The sequence below is a fragment of the Mesorhizobium sp. Z1-4 genome (genome assembly GCF_004000235.1).
Lineage (GTDB): Bacteria > Pseudomonadota > Alphaproteobacteria > Rhizobiales > Rhizobiaceae > RCIO01.
Genome location: NZ_RCIO01000003.1, coordinates 213,413 through 228,137, shown reverse-complemented (window position 1 = coordinate 228,137; position 14,725 = coordinate 213,413). Strand labels below are relative to the sequence as shown.

14 protein-coding genes are annotated in these 14,725 nt (G+C 61.1%); 10 read left to right on the top strand and 4 right to left on the bottom strand.

Features of this window, described 5'->3' with window-relative positions; genetic code table 11:
* The first annotated feature begins 282 nt into the window (after positions 1-282).
* From EP165_RS12535 to EP165_RS12490, 10 genes are all read left to right on the top strand, one after another.
* A complete protein-coding gene (locus EP165_RS12535; protein WP_127523058.1) occupies positions 283-1,752 on the top strand; it encodes a M81 family metallopeptidase in 1,470 nt (489 codons plus the stop codon).
* Complete coding sequence (locus tag EP165_RS12530; RefSeq protein ID WP_127523523.1) at positions 1,752-2,807, top strand: alanine racemase; 1,056 nt, start codon at positions 1,752-1,754, stop codon at positions 2,805-2,807. The genes EP165_RS12535 and EP165_RS12530 overlap by 1 nt, the downstream gene beginning before the upstream one ends.
* Positions 2,801-3,688, top strand: a complete 888-nt coding sequence (locus tag EP165_RS12525; protein ID WP_127523056.1) for a 2-dehydro-3-deoxygalactonokinase — start codon at positions 2,801-2,803, stop codon at positions 3,686-3,688. Before EP165_RS12530 ends, EP165_RS12525 begins: the two co-directional genes overlap by 7 nt.
* Entirely contained in the window at positions 3,685-4,317 is a 633-nt protein-coding gene (locus tag EP165_RS12520; RefSeq protein ID WP_127523054.1) for a 2-dehydro-3-deoxy-6-phosphogalactonate aldolase, read from the top strand. Before EP165_RS12525 ends, EP165_RS12520 begins: the two co-directional genes overlap by 4 nt.
* A gap of 41 nt (positions 4,318-4,358) precedes the next feature.
* Entirely contained in the window at positions 4,359-4,763 is a 405-nt protein-coding gene (locus EP165_RS12515; RefSeq protein ID WP_127523052.1) for a RidA family protein, read from the top strand.
* Between the two features lie 61 nt (positions 4,764-4,824).
* The gene (locus EP165_RS12510) at positions 4,825-6,111 is read left to right on the top strand and encodes an ABC transporter substrate-binding protein (protein WP_127523050.1); all 1,287 of its coding nucleotides are present in this window, start codon (positions 4,825-4,827) and stop codon (positions 6,109-6,111) included.
* Between the two features lie 54 nt (positions 6,112-6,165).
* A complete protein-coding gene (locus tag EP165_RS12505) occupies positions 6,166-7,062 on the top strand; it encodes a carbohydrate ABC transporter permease (RefSeq protein WP_127523048.1) in 897 nt (298 codons plus the stop codon).
* Between the two features lies 1 nt (position 7,063).
* Complete coding sequence (locus tag EP165_RS12500) at positions 7,064-7,927, top strand: carbohydrate ABC transporter permease (RefSeq protein ID WP_127523046.1); 864 nt, start codon at positions 7,064-7,066, stop codon at positions 7,925-7,927.
* Positions 7,928-7,929: 2 nt separating this feature from the next.
* Entirely contained in the window at positions 7,930-9,003 is a 1,074-nt protein-coding gene (locus EP165_RS20755; protein ID WP_127523044.1) for an ABC transporter ATP-binding protein, read from the top strand.
* Positions 9,004-9,006: 3 nt separating this feature from the next.
* Positions 9,007-9,489, top strand: coding sequence for a hypothetical protein (locus EP165_RS12490; RefSeq protein WP_127523042.1), 483 nt, complete (start codon positions 9,007-9,009; stop codon positions 9,487-9,489).
* A 29-nt stretch (positions 9,490-9,518) separates the two neighbouring features.
* Here the strand turns inward: EP165_RS12490 and EP165_RS12485 are convergent, their stop codons facing one another.
* From EP165_RS12485 to EP165_RS12470, 4 genes are all read right to left on the bottom strand, one after another.
* Positions 9,519-10,973 carry an aldehyde dehydrogenase family protein gene (locus tag EP165_RS12485; RefSeq protein ID WP_127523040.1) on the bottom strand — a complete coding sequence of 485 codons (1,455 nt, stop codon included), beginning with the start codon at positions 10,971-10,973 and terminating at the stop codon, positions 9,519-9,521.
* A 120-nt stretch (positions 10,974-11,093) separates the two neighbouring features.
* On the bottom strand, positions 11,094-11,975 hold the full coding sequence (locus EP165_RS12480) for a MurR/RpiR family transcriptional regulator (RefSeq protein ID WP_164743028.1): 882 nt from the start codon (positions 11,973-11,975) through the stop codon (positions 11,094-11,096).
* Positions 11,972-13,039: an ABC transporter ATP-binding protein gene (locus tag EP165_RS12475; RefSeq protein WP_127523036.1), complete on the bottom strand. Its 1,068-nt coding sequence runs from the start codon at positions 13,037-13,039 to the stop codon at positions 11,972-11,974. Before EP165_RS12475 ends, EP165_RS12480 begins: the two co-directional genes overlap by 4 nt.
* 115 nt (positions 13,040-13,154) lie before the next feature.
* Complete coding sequence (locus EP165_RS12470; protein WP_127523034.1) at positions 13,155-14,384, bottom strand: ABC transporter substrate-binding protein; 1,230 nt, start codon at positions 14,382-14,384, stop codon at positions 13,155-13,157.
* Positions 14,385-14,725 lie beyond the last annotated feature (341 nt).

Below are 14,725 nucleotides of genomic sequence, written 5' to 3'. Positions count from 1 at the left end.
GCCTAATCGAGGCGGGAAACGGCTCCAATTCGACGGTCGACCTCGCGGACAACAATGTCGGTGTCGAAGCGAATGACCTCCCCTCCCCGCCACCTTCTGCTCCAGCGCGCTGCTGGGCATGGGTCATATCTTCTCAAGGTGGGCAGCGCGTGGCTACTGAAAACTCAAGGCTGGCGAACGCGACGGCCGCGCGCGAAATGAAACTTAATCACAAAAAGGACTTTGACAATCACGACAATTCCGCGATAGATGAAATTAAATTTCATATCGCAGGAACACCTGATGCGCGCATTTTGTGCCTCGATCGCCACCGAGACGAACACCTTTTCGCCGCTGAGGACCGACTTCGCCGACTTCGCGCAGAGTTTCTACGCCCCTCCGGGCAAGCACCCTGAAACGCCGACTTTATGCAGCGCCGTCTTCCCCGCGTTGCGCGCTTGTGCGGCCACGGGCGAGATTGAACTGATTGAGGGTACCGCGACCTGGGCGGAACCCGGCGGGCTTCTGAACCGGCAGACCTGGGAGACGTTGCGCGACGAGATTCTGGAGCAGGTCAGGGAAGCGCTGCCGCTCGACGTAGCCGTCCTCGGCCTTCATGGCGCGATGATCGCCGATGGCTGTGTAGACTGCGAGGGCGAGTTGATCGCCGCGGTGCGCACGATCGTTGGCCCGGAAACGAAGATCGGCGTCACCTTCGACCCGCACAGTCATCTGAGCGCGCAGCGGGTGGCGAATGCGGACGTCATCGTCGTGTTCAAGGAGTTCCCGCACACCGATTTCGTCAAGGCCGGCGAAGACTGCGTCGATCTCACCCTGAAAGCCGCCAGAGGTGAAATCAGGCCGGAAATCTCGGTCTGGGATGCACGGATGATCGACATCTTCCTGACCAGTCGGGAACCCATGCGCGGTTTCGTCGACCGGCTCCGGACAATGGAAGACCGCGGCGACGTTCTGTCGGTTTCGGTGATCCACGGTTTCATGGCGGGAGACTCACCGGACCTCGGCGCAAAGATCCTGGTCGTCACCGACGGTGACAGGGCCAAAGGCGACCTTATTGCTAGGAAGCTTGGGCAGGAGCTTTTCAGCATGCGGGGCCTGGCTCAGCCAGATTTTCTGACGCCAGAAGAGGCGCTTGACCGCGCATCGGCCGCCGATGCCACTCCTGTCGTGATGGCCGATGTGTGGGACAATCCCGGCGGCGGCGTCGCGGGCGATTCGACCATCCTGCTCGGCGAGGTTCTGCGCCGCGGCATGCCCGGCGTCGCCGTTGGCACGATCTGGGATCCGATGGCGGTGCGCCTCTGCTTTGCTGCCGGCGAAGGCGCCGAGTTCGAACTGCGTTTCGGCGGCAAGACCTCCGCGCATGCCGGCGACCCGATCGATGCACGCGTGACTGTGACAAAGCTTCGCCGTGACACGGTTCAGCGTTTTGGCGCGTCACTGGTACCTCTGGGCGACTGCGCGGCCATTCGGGTCGGCGGCGTCGACATCGTCCTCAACACCAACCGTTCGCAGGCTTTTTCGCCCGACATATTCGACAATCTCGGCATCGAGGCTGTCAGCAGAAAAATCCTGATCGTCAAATCCACCAACCACTTCCACGGTGCCTTTTCGCCCATCGCCGCAGAGATACTTTATGTGGCAGTCGACGGCCCCTACCCCAGCAAGCCTGAAAAGACCCGCTATCGCGAGCTGACGCGGCCAATGTGGCCCATCGTGGCGAACCCTCACGCTGAGGAGGCGGCCGAATGATTGCCGCTGCGATCGACACCCCCGCAGTGCTGATCGACCTCGATACGGCCGAAGCGAACATCCGCGCCTATCAGCGCTATTGCGACGAACACCGGCTGAAGCTGCGGCCGCACATTAAGACACACAAGCTGCCCGGCCTTGCCGAATATCAGCTGGCTCAAGGCGCCGTCGGCATCACCTGCCAGAAGGTGAGCGAGGCGGAGGCCATGGTGAATGCCGGCCGAATGCAGGATGTCCTCATCGCCTACAACATCCTCGGCGAGGCCAAGGTCTCGCGCCTGCGACGGCTGGCCGAGCGCGTCAATATCTCCGTCGTTGCAGACAATATTGTCGTGGCAAACGGCCTCAGCCAGGGATTTGCCGATGCCGACCGCCCGCTGCCGGTTTTGGTGGAGTGCAATACAGGAGCCGAGCGCTGCGGTGTGCCGACACCTGCCGCCGCTGCGGATCTCGCGCTCGACATCGCCGCGCTGCCTGGCCTCGCATTCGCAGGGCTCATGACCTATCCGCCGGCCGGCCAGACCGCCAGCGTTACCGCCTGGCTGAGCCAGGCGCGCGACTTGATCATTTCCCGGGGGCTGGAGGTTCCGGTCATCTCCTCTGGCGGCTCACCGGACATGTGGCACGCGCACGAAAAATCGGCCGCAACGGAGTACCGGGTCGGCACCTATGTCTACAACGACCGCTCTCTCGTCGAGCGCAAGGTCTGCGGCTGGCAGGATTGCGCGCTGACGGTGTTGTCGACTGTCGTCTCTGTCTCCGGCAAACATGCGATCATCGATGCGGGATCGAAAGCGCTCACCTCGGACCTTTTCGGCCTCGAGGGTCATGGCTTTGTGCCGGACCGCCCCAACCTCTTCATAGACCTGTTAAGCGAGGAACACGGTCGCGTCGTTTCTCGCGACGGCGCTCTCGACCTGAAGATCGGAGACCGGCTGAGGATCGTGCCCAATCATGCCTGCGTGGTGTCGAATCTCTTCGACACGGTGGTCCTGTTGCGCGGCGACCGGCATGTCGGAGAAGCCCGCGTGGCCGCACGAGGGCAGGTATGGTGAGCGCGCTCGGAATTGGCATCGACTGGGGTTCCAGCAATATCCGCGCCTGGCTCCTGAGGAAGGACGGAACACCGGCGGCGCAAGGCCGCCTCGCGGTCGGCCTTGGCGAAGCCCGCACCCGCGGTTTCGCGCAGGTTCTTCAGGAGCTCCTCGCCGCCCTGCCCCCAGCGGACAATCTGCCGATGATTGCGTGCGGCATGGTCGGCGCTCGCGACGGCTGGCACGAAGCGCCCTACCTTCCCTGCCCGGTGGAACCGGCTGGGATCGTGCGCGCAGCGCGCACCGTGCCAGGCAGCACCCTGAAAATCCTTCCCGGCATCATACAGCAGGGGCCGCTTCCGGATGTGATGCGGGGAGAAGAAACGCAGCTCATCAGCATGATCGCGCAAATGCGGGATGCGACCTTCTGCATCCCGGGCACTCACAGTAAATGGGTGCAGGCTGAAAGTGGTCGTCTCACCGCGTTTCGCACCTATGCAACCGGCGACCTCTTTGCGGCAGCGCGCAAAAGCGCGGTCTTTGCCGCGTTGACACAAGAAGCCCCGTTCGATGCATCCGCATTTCGCGAAGGCGTCGAGCTCTCGGCAATCGTGCCGCTGGCACGTGCGTTGTTTCAGACGCGCAGCCGCGTCGTGACCGGCAACATGCGACCCGAACAAGCCTACTGGTTCCTTTCAGGCCTCACCATAGGAGCCGAGCTCCGGTGGGAGCTGGAAGGTGCGGCTGAGCCGTTGGTCCTGCTCGCCGAAGGAAAGCTGCGCGAGCCCTACGAATTTGCTTTCGGCGTGCTGAGACGGCCGGTGACATGCGTTTCGTCGGAAGACGCGACGCGCGCCGGCCTCACTCTTGCGCTTCAGCACCAGGCGGGTGCGTTCGCATGAGTTTCGTTTCTTCACATTTCGACGACGCCCCGTTCCTCGCGATATTGCGCGGCATCACGCCGTCCGAAGTTCTTCCGGTCGCCGAAGCGCTGGTCGAAGCGGGAATTCGCGCCATCGAAGTGCCGCTGAACTCGCCCCAACCCTTCGTTTCCGTCGCACGCCTCGCAAAAGCCTATGGCGACGACATCCTGATCGGTGCAGGCACCGTTCTTTCGGCCACCGAAGTAGCGCGGGTGCACGAGGCCGGCGGACGCCTCGTTGTTTCGCCGAACTGCGACCCCTCGGTCATCGCCGAAACGGTCAGGCGCGACATGTTCTCGATACCGGGCGTCTTCACGCCGACCGAGGCATTCTCGGCACTCGCGGCCGGCGCGACGGCGCTGAAGTATTTTCCAGCCGAAGCAGGCGGCCCCGCAGTCATTCGTGCCTGGCGGGCAGTCCTTCCCAATGCTGTGCCGATCGTCGTCACCGGTGGCGTATCGCCGGACACCGCACAAGCCTGGCTCGATGCCGGCGCCGACGTGCTCGCACTCGGCAGTTCGCTCTACAGGCCAGGAACGACCCCAGCTGCTGCGGCCGAAACCGCAAGCCGGCTATTCGAAGCCTGCCGGAGGCAAGCCGATGCATGAGGCGGGCTCTTCAACACTCAAACAAAGACGAGGTGCTGGTTATGGCGATTGAACGGATAGGCCTGGAGCGAACCGGAGCCGGCGGACAGTCATTGCCCTTCTCGCCTGCTGTGCGAGCCGGAGACTTCGTATTCGTATCCGGTCAGGTCGCCATGAACGACCGCGGCGAAATCGAACCGGGCGGCATCGAGGCCCAGACGCGCCGGACCATGGACAACATCGTCAAGGTGCTCGACCAGGCGGGTTGCACGCTGGACGATGTCGCCAAAGTGTCCGTCTGGCTCGACGACACACGCGACTTCTGGACCTTCAACCGAGTTTACGCCGGCTATTTTCCCGACGGAGCGCCCGCTCGTTCCACAGTGCAGGCCAGCCTTATGGTCGACGCCAAGATCGAGATCGACGTGGTCGCCTACAAGCCAGTCTCACAACCAGGTTCGGGCTGACGCCCAACCGGCCGGCGCGGCACGCCGGCCGTCAACTGCGCATAATAATGGGAGAGAGAGAATGAAACCGAATGTAACTTCCATCTCAAGGCGACGGCTGCTGCAAACCGGCGCCATGGCGGCTTCCTTCGCGGCCATGCCGGGACTGGCAATGCGTCCGCTCTTCGCTGCGGAAGCACTTTCCGGCAGCATCACGATGATCAAGGGGCCGCACTCCGCCGACGAGGCGAAATTCGAGGCGATGATCATCAATGACTTCAAATCGGTAGCGCCCGAGGTCGACGTCGCTTTCACGACCTATGACTGGGCAAACATGAATGCCGAACTGACGACGGGCTTCGCCTCCGGCAATCCCTCGGACGTTCTGTATCTCGTGGATCTGATCTATCCGGCCTACGCCAAGCAGGGTGCCCTGCACGACATGACGGCGCTGGTCGACAGCCCGGACTGGGCGGCAGAGCGCGCGCACATTCCCGAGTTCGCATGGGCGCTTGCCAAACAGGGCGGCGGCACCTGGGGCGTGCCCGTTCTGGGCGCGGTGTACAACATCTTCATCAACAAGGACTTGCTCGCCAAAGCCGGCGTCCTGGACAGCTGGAACAAGTCCTATGGCGACATGATGGAAGCTGCCAAGAAGATCACCGGCAACGGCACATACGGCTTTTCCGCCCGGACCCGAACCGGCGACTTCGCGTTCTGGGACTGGCTACCATACGTCCATAATGCTGGTGCGGACCTGCTCAATGATGACTGGACGGCTTGCGGCCTGCAGGGAGCCGAGGCCGCAACCCAGTTCCTCATCGACATGCATCAGGCCGGTGTAACGCCGCCTGTGGGCTCGATGTCGACGCAGGAGCAGTTCGACCTGTTCAAGGCCGGCCGCATCGCCATCTGCCACGGCGAAACGCCACAGATCGGCGAACTTGTCGCCAATTCGCCCGCATTCGAGTGGGACGTCGCCTATGCCCCGCCCGGCGAAAAGGGCCAGACGGTCATGGGCAATTTCGGTATCCTCTCCATCGCAGAGGCAAGCCCCAACAAGGATGCCGCCTGGGCGTTCATCAAGCACTGGGCATCGGGCCCGCAGGTTGGCCGGTTCGCCGAGCAGGTGAACCTGCAGGTGGTGCGCGACGACATCGTGGCGAACATGTTTGCCAACAGCCCGGCGATGCAGAAGGTCCAGCAGGACTTCGTGCCGCGCGTCAAAGGCATTCAGCCGCATCCGCAGATCCTGAAGATGCTGCAGTCGATCTGGCCGGTTGCCGAGCGCGCATATCGCGGCGAACTGTCGGGCGCCGCGACCATCGAGGAGATGTGCGGTATCATCGATGGTATTTTGAAGCAGTAACGACGGGGCGGGGTCCTACGGGATCCCGCCTTCGCATGCTCTTTGGGGGGAGCCATGCCAGGCACCAGCGAACTTATCCGAGCGAGGCGACGTCAGTCGCTGCGGCGCAATCTGACTGCATATGCCTTCCTTGCGCCAGCACTGGCGATGTTCGTGCTGTTTCTGGCCTGGCCGGTGGTGATGCTGTTCATACAGAGCTTTCAGACGGGCGGCGTCATGGGGCCGGCGAAGTTCGTCGGGCTCGCCAACTGGCGGCAGATTTTCTCCGACGATCTCGTACGCCAGACCATCTTCAACACGCTGTTTTACGCCGCCATGGCGATACCTGCGGTGTTCATCATCGCGATGGTTCTGGCACTGTGCCTGAACGCGATCCGCATCGGGCATACGCCGATCAAGACGATCCTTTATTTTCCAACGCTTCAGCCAATCCTGATCGCTGCGCTGATGTTCACATTCGTGCTGCATCAGGACTTCGGCATCCTGAACATTCTCATGCGCGCGATCACCGGCGAGCCGGTCAACTTCCTCGGCAACGCCTCGCTCGCAATGCCGACGATCGCGATGGTCGAGGTGTGGAAAGGCGCCGGCTTCTGGACAATGCTGTTCCTTGCCGGAATCCAGGGCCTGCCGCGCGATCTGTTTCACGCCGCCGAACTTGATGGCGCAGGCCCGCTTCGCCGCTTCTTCGAACTGACGCTGCCGCTGCTCAAACCCACATTCTTCTTCTCGGTGGTCTTCGCGACAATCGTCAATCTCCAGGTGTTCGATTCGGTCTTCGTCCTCACCGACGGCGGCCCGGCCAATGCGACAGCAACGACAGCCTGGTACATCTACCGCAGCCTCTTTTCCTTCAACGAACCGGGTTACGGGGCCACGCTCTCCTTCATCCTGGTGCTGGTCGTATTGGCACTGACCATCGTTCAGAGCTTCTGGTTCCGGGAGAAATAGGATGACGAAGGGACTGTTCAGAAGGCGCAACGCGGTGTCGCTGCAGCCGACGCGTTCGATGACGACGATCGCCTACGGCATCCTTCTCATTGGCGTGCTGATCTCGCTCACCCCATTCTTCTACATCCTCTCCACCTCCCTCAAGGAAACGCGGTCGCTCTTCAGCTATCCGCCGGAATGGATCCCCTCCACGCTGTTCTGGGGCAACTACGCAAAGCTGCTTCAGGAAACCGAGTTCGTGCGGTGGACATTCAACACGCTGTTTGTCGGCGTGGTGGTGACGGCACTCAAGCTGGTGCTCGACGCGATGGCCGCCTACGCGCTCGCGAAGCTGGATTTCTTCGGCAAGCGGGCGATGACGGGAACGCTGCTTCTCGCGGTGGCGGTTCCGGTCGCCGCACTCATCATCCCGCTGTTTTTCATCGTTCGGTCGATGGGGCTTATCAACACCTGGTGGGCGCTCATTCTGCCGGCGCTCGCCAACCCGCTCGGCATCTTCATGCTGCGCAGCTTCATAGTCTCGCTGCCGGATGATCTCGGCCACTCGGCGAGGCTTGACGGCGCCAGTGAATGGCGGGTCTTCACCCAGATCATACTGCCGCTGATCAAGCCCGGACTGGTGGTCCACGCGATCTACACCTTCATGCTGCAGTACACGAGCTTCCTGTGGCCGCTCGTCGCCATCCAGACCGAGTCCCGCCAGGTGCTCACCGTCGGCATATCGGGGCTGAAGGCAAACTTCGTCGTCGATTGGGGTTTGATCTCGGCAGCCTCGCTGCTCGCCACAATCCCCATCACGCTTCTCTTCATCTTCCTGCAGCGGTTTTTCCTCGCGCAGAATCTATCTGGTGCCCTGAAAGGTTGATCATGGCCGGTTCCGCCATCGAATTTCGTTCCGTCAAGAAGTCCTACGGGACGCATGATGTCGTACGCACGCTCGACCTGTCGGTCACGCCGGGTGAGTTTCTCGTTCTCTTGGGCCCGTCCGGCTGCGGCAAAAGCACGATACTGAAAATGCTGGCGGGCATCGAAGAACCCAGCTCGGGCGAAATCTACGTCGACGGCCAGCTGGTCAACTACGCGCTGCCACGCGACCGTAACGTCGCCATGGTGTTCCAGAACTACGCGCTTTACCCGCATATGACCGTGGCTGAGAACATCGCCTACCCCCTCAAAGCTTCCGGCCGGCGATTGTCGCCGGGCGAAAGCCGGACAAAAGTCGAGGAAGCGGCCGAGCTGGTGCGTATCTCGGATCAGCTTCCGAAACACCCGGACGCGCTTTCCGGCGGCCAGCGGCAGCGCGTCGCGCTCGCCCGTGCGCTGGTGCGCGAGCCCGCCGTATTCCTGATGGACGAACCCCTATCCAATCTCGATGCCCAGCTGCGCGACGCCATGCGCCACCAGCTGATCGAGCTGCATCGCCGCATCGGCAAGGCCACGATCTACGTGACCCACGATCAGCTTGAAGCGATGACGATGGCCGACCGCATCATCGTTCTCAATCAGGGGATCATCCAGCAGATCGGAAGCCCGCGCGACATCTACCACTCCCCCGCAAATCTGTTCGTCGCGGAATTCATCGGCCATCCGAAGATGAAGTTCGTGCCGGGCGTTTCGCTTGGTGGCAACAAGGTACGTATCGGCTCCGTCGTGCTGACGGCGACTTCACCCACCGGTGCAGAAGGGCAGGCTCTGACCGTCGGATTGCGGCCGAGCGATTTGCGGATTGAAGGCAGTGGCGAGAACCTCATTGCCGGGCGCGTTGTCTCCAGCGAATTCACCGGCGCCGATACATATCTGACGCTGGCGAGCGACGCTGGTGAAGCGGAACTTTGCGTTCGTTCCGCCAACGCCAATCCACCCGAACCGGGCGCCGCACTTTCAGTGTCGGTTGCCCCGCAGGATGTCCACATATTCGACGCAGACGGACGAAGGATGTAGCCGATGCCGAGCCCAGTCGACGCGAACCCGTTCTCCGGCATCAATGAGGACCATGCCACGCTTTGGAAGGTGCTGGTGCATGACGACATCGAGGCCTTCATCGACTGCGACTGGGAACGTCATGCCGCCGACATCCTGCCCTCGGCATTTTTCGGTATCGATGCCAACGGAGCGCGCAAACCCGAGGCATGGTCGCCAGCGTTCAACTCGCTGGATCAGTACAGGGAAAACTGGCTGGGTTTCGCCAGAAAAAGTGCCGCCCGCGCCGATCGCGCAACGCTGAGGCAGGCCCATTTCGCAGCGTCGAGCCTGCGCAAGATCGAGATCAATGGTGACTTCGCCATGTGCCTGAAACACTTTGACGGCGAAGTCAGATATGCCGACGGCGCGGTCGAGCAGCTCGACTGGGAGACCGCCTATATGTGCAGGAAGCTCGCGGACAGGTGGTACATCGCGGCATTTGTCGGCTTCCTGCCGGCGAACTGACGATCCGGAAAAGATCGCCCGTTCGGCGATCATCCAAGGTCGTAGCTGATCGTCTTCACGTCTGTAACCGCCTCCAGAGTGTGCCGTCCGCCCAGCCGGCCAAGTCCGCTCTGCTTGCCGGACGCACCGCCAAACGGAATATGAAGCTCCCAATAGTGGCTGGGTCCATTGATGTTGACGAGTCCGGACTGAACGGTTTCGGCAAACCGGAAAGCCTTGGCGAGGTCACGGGAGAAGATGCCGGCAGCAAGGCCGTGTCCGGCGCCATTGGCGACGCGAATAAGGTCGTCCTCATCCTTGCAGACGATGATCGGGGCGACCGGTCCGAATGTCTCGGCACGATTGAGGTCGGCATCTTCCCCCAGATCCGCGATAACCGTCGGTGCATAGAACAGGTCGGAGCCCAGTTCGGGCCGCCTGCGGCCGCCGGCGAGCAGCTTGCCGCCACGAGCCAGGCCATCGGCAACATGCGCTTCCACTTTTGTGAGCACCGCCTGGTTGTTGAGCGGCCCGATCGTGGTTTCAGATAAAAGCGGATCGCCCGCAACGCGTTCCCCCGCCGCAACTGTCAGATGGTGGGCGAGCTCCTCATAGGTCTTTCGCGTGCACAGGATACGTCCGGTCGCTGCGCAGACCTGACCTGCATTAAAGAATGCACCGTCCGCGGCAGCACCTGCAGCACGCTCGACGTCGGCATCGTCAAGGACGATGACCGGGCCGTTACCGCCCAGTTCCAACAGCATTGGCTTGCCGGCGCCCCGCTGCGCGATCTTCGCTCCCGTTGCCGGGCTGCCGGTAAAACCAACCCCGTGAGTGCCCGGGTTGGAAACGAACTCGTCGCCGACCACGGCACCGGGTCCGTGAACGAGATTGACCGCCCCGTCCGGCAGGCCGGCTTCGGCGATGCATTGCATGAGCGCCGAAGCGCAAAGCGACGTCGTTGGAGCCGGCGCCCACACCACTGCGTTGCCCGCCGCCAGGCACGGCGCCAGATATTCGACCGGGATGTTGATCGGAAAGTTCCAGGGCGTCACCACAGCATAAATGCCGCGCGCGACGCGGTAGCTGATGACCCGCTTGCCGGGTGTTTCAGCTGCGATGAAATCGCCGTTCATGAATTTGAACAGCTCCGCCGCCTCGCGAAAACCCGTCGCAGCGGCTTCAATCTCTCCGTAGGCTTCGCTTTTGAGAGGTTTGCCCTGTTCGAGCGAAAGAATATAGGCGAGGTAGTTTTTTTGCGCCTCGATACGCTCGGCAACTCGATGGCAAAGGTCGGCACGTTGCCACCGCGTCATGGCTGCGAGTGCATCCTGCCCCGCTTTTGCGGCTTCGATCGCAGCAACCGCGTCCTGCCGGTCGCCTTCCGCGACCTCGCCAATCGTTTCGCCCGTTCCGGGAGACTTGGCGGGACGATACGTTCCTGATGCCGGCGCGCGCCAGGCACCCCCGATGAAATGCTGCCGATGTTGTTCCGGGATTTGCATGGTGAGCGGCTCCGCTGATTTGAGATGAATGATCGCGAATCCACGGCTGTCCCGCGCACGGCACGGGCCATCCTCCGCAATCAGCGCGGACAGGTCAGTGAATTCGAATGGTGTTTCGGATCAGTCGCCGAGCGGCACCGACGCGTCATATGCGTCGGAAATCGTCAGCGTCTGCTTGATGCGTCTCAGGTTTTCGAGCACTTCCGGACCGAGCATCTGTGCTGTGCGATAAGCCAGACAATCGACCAGAACCATCAACGCGAAGCGTGATGAATTGGGTTTATAGACATGGCCGTCCTCGATGTATCGATATGGGATGACGTGGTTTGCTATGCGGGCGAGTTGCGTATCGCTGGGCGCAATCGCGATCGTGCGTGCGCCGTACTGCCGGGCAATCGACAGCGCATCGATGACCGACGTCGCGCCTCCCGAAAGCGAGAACCCGATCGCAACGGTGTCGGTATCTGACAGCGCAGCCGTCATGCGCTGCATGCGCCCCTCGACCTGAGTGACCACGTTTAGGCCGAGCCGGAACAGCCGGAATTCCATCTCCTGAACGGTGGCTGAGGAGATGCCGCCGGAACCGAAAAGCTGAATGCGCTTGGCCCTGGCAATATGGCCGGCGACCTCGTCCACGAGCGCTGGCTCTACCTGAGACTGAAAATCGTGAATCGCCTTGGCTGCGTAGTTCGCGATGAACTGTAGGGCGTCGCCGTCCTCGTTTGGTTCGGCGTACTCCTTGCCGGCGAGGTAAGCGCCTCCGATAACCAGAGCCTGCGCCAGCTCGAGCTTGAGCTCCTTCGTGCCGCTTAATCCGAGACTTGCAGTCAGGCGCGAAACCGTGGGTTCGCTGACCTCGGCTTTCCTGGCGAGATCCGAAATCGAATTGCGCGCCGCCCAGGACACGTCGTCCAGAATGACCGCCGCGAGCCGTTGCTCCGCCGGAGTTCCGTCCGACGTCTTCCTCTTCAGGAGGGTGATGATGTCGACTTGCTGGTTCAAATGCGCAATCCGCTTTGGCGGTCGAAGATGTGTATCGTATCGGGTGTAGCACTCAAATGCAGGATATCGCCTGCCGAAATCTCCGGTCGACCTCTGAACGCACAACGTATCGGCCGGCCTGCCACCTGGCCGTATACCAGCACCTCAGAGCCGGTGGGCTCTACGACTTCCACATACAGTTTGATCGGACCGCTTTTTTCGAACAGCAGGTTGTCGGGACGAACGCCGATTTCAACGGCACAGTTCGACTTGTGGCCCGCAGGTTTGCGCACCGGGATCCTGCTCCCTTCATGAAGCTCCACGACCGCATTATTCCCCTCAACGAGCAATTGTCCCTCGATGAATGCCATTGAGGGCGACCCGAGAAAGCCAGCGACAAAGCGGTTTACCGGCGCGTCATAAAGTTCAAGCGGCGTACCGACCTGCTCTATACGGCCTTCGTTCATGATCACGATACGGTCGGCAAGCGTCATCGCCTCGATCTGATCATGCGTCACGTAGAGCACGGTCGCTTTGACGGCGCTGTGCAGCCGCTTGATCTCGGTCCTCATCTCGACGCGCAAATGTGCATCGAGATTGGACAGCGGCTCATCAAACAGAAACACGTCCGGATCGCGAACGATGGCACGCCCCATGGCCACGCGCTGGCGCTGCCCGCCCGAGATTTCGCTGGGCTTGCGGTCGAGATAGGGCGTCAGGTTGAGGATCTCGGCGGCGCGCAATACGCGCTTCTTGGTCTCCGCCCGATCCACGCCCCGCACCTCGGGGCCGAATGCGATGTTCTGTTCAACCGTGAGATGCGGAAACAGCGCGTAGGACTGAAACACCATCGAGATGTTGCGTTTCTGCGGCGGCAGGTCGTTGGCGCGAAGCCCGCCAATCATGAGGTCGCCGCCGGTAATCGGCTCAAGGCCGGCAACCATTCGCAACAGCGTGGACTTGCCGCATCCGGAAGGCCCCACGATCACGACGAATTCGCCATCGGCGACCGTCAGATCCAAAGAAGGAATGATAGTCAACGCGTGGAAGGACTTCTTGATGTCCTTAAGGGTTATGTCTGCCACGGACGATCCATTGAGCTGAAGGTAGTGTTCTTTCGAAGCATACCATCCCGGCAAGATGCCGGGATGGTAGTTTGCGCGCGGGCGTTATGGGAGAAAAACCCCCGCGCAGACTGGCTTAGAAGCCGCGCAGCTTGTCGATTTTTGCCGCCGCGTCGGAGAGCGCCTGCTCGGGCGTCTGATCGCCAAGGTAAATGTGTTGCAACGCGCTCCGGGTGATCTCGATGATCTCATCCCACCGCTCCACATTCGGCTGGAACTTGGCGTAGGCCAGGCCGTCGGCGAATGCCTTGATGTCCTGGTTTTCCTGGTAATACGGATCCTCAACAACGCTTTTTATGACCGGCAACAGCCCGTCCGCCTTGTTGAACTCCAGCCGGAAATCATGCTGGAAGATGAAATCCATGAATTTGCGAACGTCCTCCTTCGCGTCGGACGTCTCGAACACCATGACGGAATCGGTGATTGCCATCGTGCTCTTTTCCGCCTTCACCGGAAACGGCATGACCGAGTATTTCAGTTCAGGCGCTTCCTCCTTGATCTGCGGAACAAGCATGGGAAACGTGAAGATGGTTCCGATTTTTCCCTGCTTGAACATGTTGAACACGTCCTCGCGGCTGTAGGCCGTCGGTGTCGGCTCCGTACTCCCGCTGTGAACCAGGTCAGCGTAGAGCTTGGCTGCGGCAATACCTTCGGGTGACGCGATCGCACTGCGCCCTTCCTCGTCGAAGATCTGACCGCCAAACGACCAGAGGGCGTAGTAGAAATAGACGTCGACCTCTTCTTCCTTACCGGGAAGGCCAAAGCCGAAAACATCCGGCATCTTGGCAATGCTGGCCGAGGCCGCTTCGAGCTGATCCCAGTTTTCGGGCGGCGTCGCGCCGGCTTTCGCATAGAGCTCGGTATTGATCATCATGGCACGCGCCGAAGCTGCGATCGGCAGGCCCATCAGCTTTCCATCGATATAGGAAGGCGTGAGCATCGCCGGTATGAACTTGCCGACCAGGTCGGGCGAAACGACATTCTCGATCGGCTCGACTAGACCCTGGCTTGTGAACTCCGAAAGCCAGATCGAGGCGACAACGGACATGTCCGGCGCGTTGCCGCCTGAAATGTCGGTCGTCAAAGCCTGCAGATAGTTGCTCCACGGAATCACCTCGATGGTGACGTCGATATCCGGGTTCTGCGCTTCGAACGCCTCGACAATGCGGTCGAAAGATTTCTTGGTGTTGGCGGAGTATTCGCCGAGGGTGAACCTGATCTCGCCGGACGAAGCGCTGGCCGTGCCCAGGGCAAGCAGTGCCGCACCCGCCGCCAGCATCTTCGTATGTCTGAATATTCTTTTCATTATGTCCTCCTCTGATCCCCTGGGCGCCCCTGCGCGCCCCTCAAGCGGATGCTCTGACCTAGCAGCCGGCACGAAAACAATCAACAGTTTTGTAAATTATTTTCGCCTCGAACGGCAGTCCGGTCACAATTTCGCATAGATGGCTGCCGGCAGTCTCAGCGTGCCCATAAAGGCATTTACCCGCCAATAGGGCAGATTTCCGAGCTGCGTAGCTGGCTCCTGGTCGCCCTTCATGCGGCTGCCGATCTGTGTTAATAATTTTCATTACTTCAAATTCATGTTGACAAATTTTCATCAATAGAGAAGGCTTGGCATTCGTAATTTGAAGCATGGCAGACGGA

Bases quoted from the DNA above. Each gene is read 5' to 3' on its own strand.
- EP165_RS12515 (WP_127523052.1), top strand. From the start codon at position 4,359: ATGGCGATTGAACGGATAGGCCTGGAGCGAACCGGAGCCGGCGGACAG.
- EP165_RS12535 (WP_127523058.1), top strand. From the start codon at position 283: ATGCGCGCATTTTGTGCCTCGATCGCCACCGAGACGAACACCTTTTCG.
- EP165_RS12485 (WP_127523040.1), bottom strand. From the start codon at position 10,973: ATGCAAATCCCGGAACAACATCGGCAGCATTTCATCGGGGGTGCCTGG.
- EP165_RS12510 (WP_127523050.1), top strand. From the start codon at position 4,825: ATGAAACCGAATGTAACTTCCATCTCAAGGCGACGGCTGCTGCAAACC.
- EP165_RS12470 (WP_127523034.1), bottom strand. From the start codon at position 14,384: ATGAAAAGAATATTCAGACATACGAAGATGCTGGCGGCGGGTGCGGCA.
- EP165_RS12500 (WP_127523046.1), top strand. From the start codon at position 7,064: ATGACGAAGGGACTGTTCAGAAGGCGCAACGCGGTGTCGCTGCAGCCG.
- EP165_RS12520 (WP_127523054.1), top strand. From the start codon at position 3,685: ATGAGTTTCGTTTCTTCACATTTCGACGACGCCCCGTTCCTCGCGATA.
- EP165_RS12490 (WP_127523042.1), top strand. From the start codon at position 9,007: ATGCCGAGCCCAGTCGACGCGAACCCGTTCTCCGGCATCAATGAGGAC.
- EP165_RS12505 (WP_127523048.1), top strand. From the start codon at position 6,166: ATGCCAGGCACCAGCGAACTTATCCGAGCGAGGCGACGTCAGTCGCTG.
- EP165_RS12525 (WP_127523056.1), top strand. From the start codon at position 2,801: ATGGTGAGCGCGCTCGGAATTGGCATCGACTGGGGTTCCAGCAATATC.
- EP165_RS20755 (WP_127523044.1), top strand. From the start codon at position 7,930: ATGGCCGGTTCCGCCATCGAATTTCGTTCCGTCAAGAAGTCCTACGGG.